Origin of the sequence: Aliivibrio sifiae (assembly GCF_002954705.1) — a bacterium.
GTDB classification, from domain to species: domain Bacteria; phylum Pseudomonadota; class Gammaproteobacteria; order Enterobacterales; family Vibrionaceae; genus Aliivibrio; species Aliivibrio sifiae_A.
This window is the reverse complement of sequence record NZ_MSCO01000001.1, coordinates 1721001-1729808: the sequence shown is the minus strand read 5'-3', so window position 1 is coordinate 1729808 and position 8808 is coordinate 1721001. Positions and strand designations below refer to the sequence as shown.

Sequence of the window (8808 nt, the reverse complement as noted above, 5' to 3'; positions counted from 1 at the left end):
AACGATCAGTCAAATGATCTGGAAAATTTCTTAACTGATCGGCATTACTCATATTTGAGTGGTTTTTTATTTATATAGCTATCAATATAAAGCGTGACTCATTCATAAGAAATTGTGATTTTAATTGTTTTTTATAATAAAATCATAAGTAGGAGTGCTCCGCACTTGTCTATTCAAAAATAAAATTGTTATAGGTTGTAAATGAAATAATTTCTTAAAATGGCAATGGTTGCCTCTGCGTTAGCTGGTATCGCAGGTTGTCAAAGTACAGATAATGCATCTGTAGCTATGGCGACAGAAACGAATTCAGCAGTATCTTCAATATCAACTTTCGATGTACTTCAAAAGCAGTATTTATTAGATAAGGTAACCTTCGATTCTATAGCAGATTTTAAGATTTATTCTGCGACGTCTTACACTGCAATGATGGAAGATTGGAGTGAAGCGAAAGAGGTCTATTCTGAAATAGAAAAAGAACCAAGTCTGATGAATGAAGAATATTCAATGTTTTCTTCTGGAAGCTATTCAGCGAAATATATGGAGTTGGTTTCTGCTGCGGATAATGAACTAAAAAAACTTAAAAATTATAAAGAAACAGCAGATGTCGTGTTGTCTGATGCAATTGCACAAATGGCATACATGAATTCAATTGATGTTAATGCGTATTATCCACAAGAGTTTTCAAGTTTAAATTCTCAATACAAAGCACTATTCGTACCTGTAATTGAAGATGGTATTGCAGAAGCGGAAACCAACCAAGCGTCTTTTTTAACCAAAGCTAAAGTAACTGAAATCAAAACCACACTAAAAATATACGTTACACCACTAGAGAAAGAATTTTCTGGGTTAATGAATAAAGGTTTAAAGCCATTGCACCAATTAGTTATGGCCAAACTAAAGCAGAATTAGATAAAACGAAAAAAGCGGTTCAAGCAAATAATCGTGATCAAGCATTAATTGTTGATGCGGTTGCTAAAACTCGATTCCAACTTGATCACTTTAAAAATATGGCTGCAGAAGTTAAATTGCTAAAAGCGGTTAAAAATGGTCAATTTGAACAATCTGTTTTGGAAGTAGAAAATAAGTTATTATCTATTTCACAAGCAATTAATGGTGATGATTACCGTGATCAGCCATTAAGAACGCAAACATCTTCGATTTTAGATGCTGTTCAACAAGTGCATGATGTTAATAATACGATTGATTTAGAGGTTAAGATTAAAGAGCTGAATGCTCAAATTAAAACCTTAGAAGCCATTATTGAAAGCCAAACAGAAAGCCATGCAAGCGTTCAAAAGCAGGTGCTAGTTTTAACTCAACAACTTGAAAGAAATGACAATTTGATTAATAACCTAAATACAGTCATTGCGTCTTATAAAGAAAAAGAAGAAATGGCAAAAACAGATAATTCAGCAACGACAGAAGAGAAAGTACAGAGTAATTCTGTAAAACAAGAAGAAACGGTAACCTTACCTGAATCTTCAGAATTAGCTCAAAATGCACCGACTGTAGAGGCGACTTCTGCTAAAACAGAGAGTACTGAAATTGTCGATATTCCAACAGAAATAAAAACAATAACAGAAGCAACAACACCAATAGCTGAAGTTACTGCAACGACTGACATTAAATAAGCGCCGTTAACTGCTAATAAGTATAGAGCACCTTAGGCATTGGTTTAAGGTGCTTTTTTATTGGATATTTATCCGTTTCTGATACACTGCGGCTGTTCACTTTTTAGAGGTACATCATGACATCACCAGAACCTAAATTAACCCGTTTAAATAAATTCATTAGTGATACGGGTTATTGCTCACGTAGAGAAGCTGATAAGCTTATTGATCAACAACGTATTACTATTAATGGCAAGGTTCCTGAAATGGGAACTAAAGTTGCAGAAGGTGATGAAGTTCTGGTGGATGGAAAGCCATTAAAAGAGAAGCAAGATCGCATTTATATTGCATTCAATAAGCCTGTAGGGATCACGTGTACGACTGAGCGTCATGTTGAAGGTAATATTGTTGATTATATTAATCATGAACAACGTATTTTTCCTATTGGACGATTAGATAAACCTTCGGATGGCTTAATCTTTTTGACCAGTGATGGCGACATCGTTAATAAGATCTTGCGTGCAGGTAATGCCCATGAAAAAGAGTACGTAGTTCGAGTTGATAAACCAATTACAGATGACTTCTTAACAAAAATGGCTGCAGGTGTACCTATTCTAGATACCGTGACTTTGCCTTGTAAGATAGAGCAAGAATCTCGTTTTGTATTCCGAATTACGTTAACTCAAGGATTAAACCGCCAAATTCGTCGTATGTGTGAATATTTAGATTATGAAGTATTTAAATTAAAGCGCGTTCGAATTATGAATATTGATTTAGGTGAGTTGCAATCTGGAGAATGGCGTTATTTAACTGATTCAGAAATGGATCAAATTAACAATATGATTGGCACATCAAGCAAAACAGAAGAAGCATCACGTAAAGTTCAAGAAATTGATGGAAAAGTAAGAGTGATTAAAAAAGCGAGCTCAGGCCGTAATCACCACTCAAATAATAGCTTTAATGAAAAGCGTCGTGAAAAAGCGAAAGAAGAGCGTTTCGGAAAATCGACACCTAAGCGACGAAATGATCGTAAAGAACAAGGTAAACCACAATCAGAAATTAAAGTTTGGCGTCCGAAATAGACCGTTTTTTCAACATCTTAACTAAATTTCCTGTGTATTGGCGATAAAGTCTACAAACGAAGTGTTAAATACAATTTTTTATTTGACACTTTTTTTAAATCAGTTACATTAAGCCCCGTAAGAGAGATGGCGCCTTGGCAGAGTGGCTATGCAGCGGATTGCAAATCCGTGAACCTCGGTTCGATTCCGGGAGGCGCCTCCATTTCCTTATTATAAACAGAATTAAAAATTACGGCCTAGGCGGTAATTACAGATGGTGTCAGCCTCTCTATTTATATAGAGAACATGGTTAGAAGCATCGCATTAAATTGCGTGCCCTGGTGGTGGAATTGGTAGACACAAGGGATTTAAAATCCCTCGGCGTTCGCGCTGTGCCGGTTCAAGTCCGGCCCGGGGCACCATCTATTTATTCAGCAGATTAATGTTGGATTAATAAAATAAGTAAAATTGGCGCCTTGGCAGAGTGGCTATGCAGCGGATTGCAAATCCGTGAACCTCGGTTCGATTCCGGGAGGCGCCTCCATTTACTCTTTAGTAAATGTGCAAAGAATTAAAAATTACGGCTTAGGCGGTAATTACAGATGGTGTCAGCCTCTCTATTTAATGGAGAACATGGTTAGAAGCATCGCATTAAATTGCGTGCCCTGGTGGTGGAATTGGTAGACACAAGGGATTTAAAATCCCTCGGCGTTCGCGCTGTGCCGGTTCAAGTCCGGCCCGGGGCACCATCTTTTAAGAAGGCTCATCAGAAATGATGAGCCTTTTTTTTATAAAAAATATTAATAGGTATTTGTTTAGATAACATACAGCTTAGTTGCGTTGTTAAATTGACATAAATAGACTTATTTTTGACTCAATTTATGCTTTATTTTAATCAATGTTCTTAAAGTAATTATTTGAGCAACTACTTGATCAGATTAGAATTAGACGTCTAGATGTAAACATTTCCAAACCAACTAAGTTGCTGTATAATGCGCGCCTTTCTTCTTATGTATCATTTTTGCTTCAAGGCGAACATTATGAACCTTTCTGCTAAAACTGTTGTTGTTATTGCTATTGGTGCCGCTCTATATGGCATTGGTGGCTTACCTATGTTTGGTATTCCTGTTTTTGCTAATACAACATTAAAACCAGCGATGGCTGTGCTTGCGCTATTCTCTGTACTATATGGGCCTATTGTTGGTTTCTTAGTTGGTTTTATTGGCCATTGGGTAACGGACTTATTTGCAGGATGGGGTGTTTGGTTAACTTGGGTACTAGGTTCGGGTATTGTTGGTATGATTATTGGTTTATTTCCAATGATTACCAAAAATCGCATTGAAGTTGGATCTTTTGATAAGAAAGATTTTCTTATATTTGTCGCATTGGCATTTGCAGGTAATGTTATTGGCTATGGTACTTCTGCTTTTTTAGATACCATTTTGTACGCAGAACCTTTCAGTAAAGTATTTATGCAACTTTGTATTATTGCTGCTGGTAACACAGTATTAATTGCTATTGTGGGTTACTTAATTTTGACTAACTTAGCAAAGCGTAAAAAACAAAGTACAAACCTAACAGAGGCGCCATAATTAATGAGCGTAACCTTTTCAAACTTCTCTTTTCGATATGCGTCACAGGACAAACCGACGCTTAAAAATATCAATCTAAGGATAGAGCAAGGAGAAAAGATCTTAATCGTTGGCCCTAGCGGCAGCGGAAAATCGACATTAGGTCAGTGTTTAAATGGCCTTATTCCCCACACGGTAAAAGGTGAAATTGAAGGTCAACTTTGTATTAATGACAAAGAGATTTCAGACTGGAAAATTGAACAATACACCGAGAATGTAGGTACAGTTTTACAAGACACAGATAGCCAGTTTGTGGGGCTAACTGTGGGTGAAGACATTGCTTTTGCACTTGAGAATCAAATGGTATCAAAAGCAAAAATGTATCCTATAGTTCGTGATATCGCAAAACTAGTCGATTTAGAAAATCTATTAAATAAATCACCTTATGACCTCAGTGGTGGTCAAAAACAACGTGTTTCGCTGGGGGGGATTTTAGTTGATGATGTTGATTTACTTCTTTTTGATGAGCCGTTAGCGAGCTTAGACCCAAAAACAGGTAAAGCGACGATTGATATCATTGATGAGCTGCATAAAGGTAGGGGAAAAACGATAGTTATCATTGAGCATCGTTTAGAAGATGTTCTTTATCGCTCAGTTGACCGTATTATTTTAATGGATAATGGCGAAATCATTGCGGACATGACTCCTGATGAGTTAATTCAATCTTCATTGCTCGCAAAGCATGGGATCAGAGAGCCTTTATACGTTTCTTTATTAAAAAAATGTCAACTAGACCTTGCTTTGATTCCTAATATTAGTCATCTAGCATCAATTCCTGCTGAATCACTAAAACAAGCCGTATGTACTTGGTTTAGTGATGTGGAAGCAACCCTCTCTCTTTCTGAAAATAAGGATATTCTGCTGTGTGTTGATAACCTTACTTATTCTTATGATGGGGAAATAAACGCATTAGAAGATGTTTCGTTTAATGTAAAGAAAGGTGAGTTTGTTTCTATTCTTGGTAAGAATGGTTCTGGGAAATCTACGATTACGAAATTGGTAATGGGGGTATTACAACCAGATCAGGGAGCACTTTTCTTAAATGGTCAAGATCTGACAGAACTTTCTATCTATGAGCGTTCACAGAAAGTTGGTGTGGTTTTACAAAACCCAAACCATATGATTTCACATCACATGATTTATGATGAAGTCGCATTTGGTTTAGTGAATAGTGGACTACCTGATAGCGATATCGAAAAGAAAGTGCTTAATGCTCTTGAATTATGTGGCTTAAGTCGTTTCCGTCATTGGCCAATTGATGCATTAAGCTACGGACAGAAAAAGCGAGTAACTATTGCTTCTATTCTTGTTCTTGAGCCTGAATTATTAATTCTTGATGAGCCAACGGCAGGTCAAGATTATAACAATTATACTTCAATGCTTAGCTTTATTAATCAGTTAAATCAAAAGCTTGGTTTGACCGTCATTATTATTTCTCATGATATGCATTTAGTTTTAGAGCATACGACGCGTGCTATTGTTATTGCAGGCAGTAAATGTATTGCTGATCAAGATGTAACAGAAGTGTTTAGTCAGCCTGAATTGCTTAATAAAGCAAATTTAACGGTAACTAGTTTGTATGAATTAGCTGAGAAGTTAGAAATAGAGAATATTACCGGTTTTATACAGCAATTTATTGCTACTGAGCATGAGAGCAAACAGAATGTCCACTAATAAGCAAAGTTTTGGTATTAACTATGTGGATCTTGATACTTGGCTACACCGTTTAAATGGTGTGACTAAGTTTCTGCTGTTTATCACATGGATAACCGTAGTATTAACGACGTTCGATTTACGAATTATTATTCCATTAATATTGATTGGTCTGTATTTATTAAAAGAGACAAAAGTCCCTTTTTCTGCTTATAAACCACTATTGATTGGTACTGCCACGGTATTAAGCATGAATGCAGTATTTATGTTTTTACTGGCTCCAAATCAAGGGAATGAGTTATTAGGGTCAACAACGGTTTTAGTGCCTATTTTGGGGCATTATGTTATTACCCAAGAAACATTATTTTATTTAATCACAGTAACGCTTAAATATTTTAGTATGTTCCCCATTGCGCTTGTATTTGTGTTTACTACACACCCAACTGAATTTGCTGCAAGTTTAAATCGCCTTGGTTTACCTTACAAAATTGCTTATGCAGTCAGTTTAACATTACGATATTTACCTGAAGTTAAAAGTGACTTTATAAATATCATGCACGCACAGCAAGCTCGCGGTGTTGATTTATCTAAAAATGTTCCTGTATTTACTCGTATCAGTAATATCGCGAAAATATTAGGTCCCTTAATTTTTTCAAGTTTAGACAGAGCAGATGAAATATCCAATGCCATGGTATTACGTGGTTTTGGGAGAGGAAAAAGCCGAACTTGGTTTAGTGAAAAAGTAATAACTAAAACAGATAAGGTAGTGATGTTAGGTTTGTTAATTATTGTGATTTTGGCCATAACCAAGCGGGTTATAGAGACATCATTATTTTGGTATCCATTTAACTAATACCGTTAATAAGATAAAAGTAGGCTGCTTGGCCTACTTTTTATTTTTCTGTTTGGCTGAAATGCTCAATCACATCTGAACTGATGTTTTCATGATTAAAAATAAGCATTGATGTTAGTTTCTCAACCATTGCTTCTGGTTCTAGCTCACTAAAAATAACATTACTAATAAGTGTTTTAATCAGTAATTCTTCATGCTCTAGAAAACCGCGAGCATCAATCTCTACTGGTATATCGCTGGGCATACGATCAAATTGTAAAAACGCCATATTATGATTAACACTAGAGGTTAATAGTTGTTCAGGAAACCATTCTTCACCAGTCACAACTTCTAATTCATTGCCGTGAGTCGCTTGAATATCTTGTAAGCTTTTAATTAATTCAGATATTTTCACATTTATTCTCAAGATGTGGAGTATTATTTATGTATATCAATACTATACTATACTTAAAATTTAAAGTTGATTGAATTTATATTTAGTTCAATTTCTTAGAGCGTTTGTTTTTCCACCATTTATTTAACCCAGAGTAACTCTTTTGCACAAATACTTTTTTAACGTGAAATATATATTTCTTTTAACCTTTTCATTTTTTTTTGCTGGTTTAGCTAATGCTGAGAAAGCGGATCATGAGGAAATAAAAGAAAATATAAGTACCACTTCAACTGAGAAAGAAAAACAGTGGGGTATTGCTGGTGTAGTTCGTACAGCAAGTATTCCTTATGCGACAGACACTGAAACAGTATCTACTTTCATTCCTATGATGTTTTTTGAAAATGATTATGTATTTATCAACGGAATGGAAGGCGGTATTTTTTTATATCAAGAAAGTAATTGGCAACTTAGTGCTTTAATGAGGCTCCGTTATTTTGATTTACCTAAAGAAGCTCAAAATCAGGCGGGAGGTGATGTTGTCGATACCGGGTTTCAGGCTCGCTATCATATAAACAAAGAGTGGTTTTTTGATTCAGAACTAATGGTTGATCCTGAGTTTCGTGCTTATATGAATTTTAAATTAGGCGCTGAGATTGAATCTGGTGACTGGTGGTTTAATCCAAGCATTGAAACTCGATGGAAAGAATCAGAGTTTAATAATTATTACTATGGTTTAAATGACGATACTAATGACACATTAAGTGCAGGGATTGATATTAAAGCTGGTTTCATGTCTCGCTACCATGTGACGTCTAATTTATATCTGTTGGGGGGAAGCTATGTTTCTCGTTTGGATGACAACGCCTATAACAGCGAATATATTGATAATCGTTGGGAGTTCGAATACTTTTTAGGGGTGGGTTTTTTCACCGATAACAGTACTTCTTTTCGAAAAAACATTAAAAACAAACCGTATTTACGAATAGCACACGGTTGGGCTACCCCCTCAAACATTGGCGATATTATTAATTTAGATTCAGAAAAGGATCCTTACAATAATCAAATGACGTCTGTTTTTTATGGGTTACCATTAACAGACGAGCTGTTTTCTTTGCCGATTGATCTTTATTTGACACCAGGCTATGTACAACATTGGAAGTCAGATGTACAGGGTTTAAGCTCTGAGTTTGTTGTGGCAATTAAAGCCTATGCAACTATACCCTGGCCAACGAAATGGCGTTTTGGTGTAGCAGAGGGCTTATCTTATATTAACCATGTATCGTACATAGAACAGTCTGAGATGGATGAAAAAGGCTATAAGGAAAGTAAGCTATTAAATTACCTTGATTTTTCTTTTGATGTGAATTTAGGAGATTTATTCAACCATCGAGATCTTGATGGTGTTTGGCTTGGATATAGTATCCATCATCGCTCTGCTATTTTTGAAAACTCATCTCAATACGGAAGAATTAAAGGTGGTAGTAATTACAATAGTATCTATGTTCAATTTGATATTTAAGTTTTTCTTCTGAATAAAAAAAGGCACTGTATTTTCTAATGAGTGCCTTTTTTATATTGATACATTGCCATTAGAGTGAAATGTAGGATGAGGCTCTATATTGGGGGG

At 35.6% G+C, this 8808-nt stretch carries 8 protein-coding genes and 4 tRNA genes; 11 read left to right on the top strand and 1 reads right to left on the bottom strand.

All coding sequences use genetic code 11. From position 1 onward, the window contains the following. Positions 1-219 precede the first annotated feature (219 nt). The 10 genes from BTO22_RS20170 to BTO22_RS07620 all read left to right on the top strand — a co-directional run bounded on the left by BTO22_RS20170 (position 220) and on the right by BTO22_RS07620 (position 6808). Positions 220-909 (top strand): hypothetical protein, encoded by a 690-nt coding sequence (locus BTO22_RS20170; protein ID WP_258132504.1) that lies wholly within the window; start codon positions 220-222, stop codon positions 907-909. A 98-nt stretch (positions 910-1007) separates the two neighbouring features. Continuing rightward, positions 1008-1631, top strand: coding sequence for a hypothetical protein (locus tag BTO22_RS20165; protein WP_258132503.1), 624 nt, complete (start codon positions 1008-1010; stop codon positions 1629-1631). Positions 1632-1747: 116 nt separating this feature from the next. Continuing rightward, on the top strand, positions 1748-2692 hold the full coding sequence (gene rluF, locus BTO22_RS07655; protein WP_105054980.1) for a 23S rRNA pseudouridine(2604) synthase RluF: 945 nt from the start codon (positions 1748-1750) through the stop codon (positions 2690-2692). Between the two features lie 128 nt (positions 2693-2820). Further along, positions 2821-2894: transfer RNA gene (locus BTO22_RS07650), tRNA-Cys, on the top strand. 112 nt (positions 2895-3006) lie between these two features. After that, positions 3007-3093: transfer RNA gene (locus BTO22_RS07645), tRNA-Leu, on the top strand. A gap of 48 nt (positions 3094-3141) precedes the next feature. Continuing rightward, positions 3142-3215: transfer RNA gene (locus BTO22_RS07640), tRNA-Cys, on the top strand. A 118-nt stretch (positions 3216-3333) separates the two neighbouring features. Further along, positions 3334-3420, top strand: a tRNA-Leu gene (locus BTO22_RS07635). 291 nt (positions 3421-3711) lie between these two features. Continuing rightward, the gene (locus tag BTO22_RS07630) at positions 3712-4263 is read left to right on the top strand and encodes an ECF-type riboflavin transporter substrate-binding protein (protein ID WP_105054979.1); all 552 of its coding nucleotides are present in this window, start codon (positions 3712-3714) and stop codon (positions 4261-4263) included. Between the two features lie 3 nt (positions 4264-4266). Then, positions 4267-5976, top strand: coding sequence for an ABC transporter ATP-binding protein (locus BTO22_RS07625; RefSeq protein WP_105054978.1), 1710 nt, complete (start codon positions 4267-4269; stop codon positions 5974-5976). After that, positions 5966-6808 (top strand): energy-coupling factor transporter transmembrane component T family protein, encoded by an 843-nt coding sequence (locus tag BTO22_RS07620; RefSeq protein ID WP_105054977.1) that lies wholly within the window; start codon positions 5966-5968, stop codon positions 6806-6808. The genes BTO22_RS07625 and BTO22_RS07620 overlap by 11 nt, the downstream gene beginning before the upstream one ends. A gap of 40 nt (positions 6809-6848) precedes the next feature. On the opposite strand, the gene BTO22_RS07615 is transcribed toward BTO22_RS07620, so the two are convergent. Next, positions 6849-7202, bottom strand: coding sequence for a hypothetical protein (locus BTO22_RS07615; protein WP_105054976.1), 354 nt, complete (start codon positions 7200-7202; stop codon positions 6849-6851). Positions 7203-7443: 241 nt separating this feature from the next. Between BTO22_RS07615 and BTO22_RS07610 the strand changes: the two genes are divergently transcribed. Then, complete coding sequence (locus tag BTO22_RS07610) at positions 7444-8700, top strand: MipA/OmpV family protein (RefSeq protein ID WP_181044618.1); 1257 nt, start codon at positions 7444-7446, stop codon at positions 8698-8700. The last annotated feature ends 108 nt before the right edge of the window (positions 8701-8808 follow it).

Bases quoted from the DNA above. Each gene is read 5' to 3' on its own strand.
- BTO22_RS20170 (WP_258132504.1), top strand. From the start codon at position 220: ATGGCAATGGTTGCCTCTGCGTTAGCTGGTATCGCAGGTTGTCAAAGT.
- BTO22_RS20165 (WP_258132503.1), top strand. From the start codon at position 1,008: ATGGCTGCAGAAGTTAAATTGCTAAAAGCGGTTAAAAATGGTCAATTT.
- rluF (WP_105054980.1), top strand. From the start codon at position 1,748: ATGACATCACCAGAACCTAAATTAACCCGTTTAAATAAATTCATTAGT.
- BTO22_RS07630 (WP_105054979.1), top strand. From the start codon at position 3,712: ATGAACCTTTCTGCTAAAACTGTTGTTGTTATTGCTATTGGTGCCGCT.
- BTO22_RS07625 (WP_105054978.1), top strand. From the start codon at position 4,267: ATGAGCGTAACCTTTTCAAACTTCTCTTTTCGATATGCGTCACAGGAC.
- BTO22_RS07620 (WP_105054977.1), top strand. From the start codon at position 5,966: ATGTCCACTAATAAGCAAAGTTTTGGTATTAACTATGTGGATCTTGAT.